The organism is Caulobacter sp. 1776 (assembly GCF_040545685.1).
Taxonomy (GTDB): Bacteria; Pseudomonadota; Alphaproteobacteria; order Caulobacterales; family Caulobacteraceae; genus Caulobacter.
Map to the genome: position 1 here is coordinate 1 of NZ_JBEPMI010000011.1, position 1131 is coordinate 1131.

Sequence of the window (1131 nt, forward strand, 5' to 3'; positions counted from 1 at the left end):
CTACCCGAACAGCGGCACGGGCCCTCTGCCGCCGCCGTTCCAGTTGGCCCAGTTGGGGAAGACGTAGGGCAGGTCGGCGGGGCTGACGCCGTACCACTGGGCGATGGCGCCGATGTATTCCTCGGTGGCGATGGAGGGGATCCAGCGGCCGTCGTTGGAGGCGTCCTCGGGGCCGCCGAAGGTCAGGTCCGGATAGCGGCCATGGACCTTGCCGTTGGCCAGGGCGCCGCCGACCACCAGGTGATTGGAGCCCCAGGCGTGGTCGCTGCCGCCGCTGGCATTGCCTTTGAACACCCGGCCGAAGTCGGACATGGTGAAGGCGGTGACGTTGTCCTGGAGGCCCAGGGCCTTCATGGCGTTGTAGAAGCCGGCCAGGGCCATGGCCAGGTCGGCATAAAGGCTGGTGTGGCTGGCCAGCTGGTTGGTGTGGGTGTCGTAGCCGCCCTGGCTGACGAAGAAGGTCTGTTTGGCGTGACCCAAGGTGTTGCGGGCTTCGATCATCCGGGCCGCGCGCAAGAGCTGCTTGGAGATGTCCGAAGTCAGGGCCGCGTTGGTGGTCGGATTGACGAAGAACTTGTCCACGGCGGAGGTGGTGGCGCTGACGATGCCGTTGGCTTGCACGGCCTGGGCGTAGGCCGAGCTCATGCCCTTGCTGGTCAGGTCGGTCAGGGTTCCGTAGGACGAGGCGTCGGCGAAGACGTCGAGCGCCGCCTGGCGGGCCTTGACCGCCGCGTCGGTGCTGGCGGCGTTGTAGCCGTTGCGGACGATCGAGCCGCTGGAGGGCAGGATCAGCGGCGATGAGCGGTCGCCGATCAGGCAGAGGTTGGAGCCGGCGATCGAGATCAGCGGCGGCAGCGAAGCGGCCGCGGCGCGATCGTTGATCCGGCCCATGAAGCCGTCGTTGTTGGTGGCGCGGGTCCGCATGCCCTGCCACTGGTTCTGCTGGTCCTCATGCGACATCAGGTTGATGGGCCGCAGGTCCGGACGGCTGGTGTAGAGCGCCTTGGTCAGGGGCGCGAACAGGGTGCCGGTGTTGAGCACCACGCCCAGGCCGCCATCGTCCCAGACCGCCTTCAGCGGGGCCATGGCCGCGTGCAGGCCAAAGGCCGTGCCGGAGAGCGGCACGAGGCT

1 protein-coding gene is annotated in these 1131 nt (G+C 68.2%); it reads right to left on the bottom strand.

The window, feature by feature from the left end; genetic code table 11:
- A partial coding sequence (locus tag ABIC66_RS24140; protein WP_354073890.1) for a DUF1501 domain-containing protein occupies positions 1–1131 on the bottom strand: 1131 nt, incomplete at its 5' end.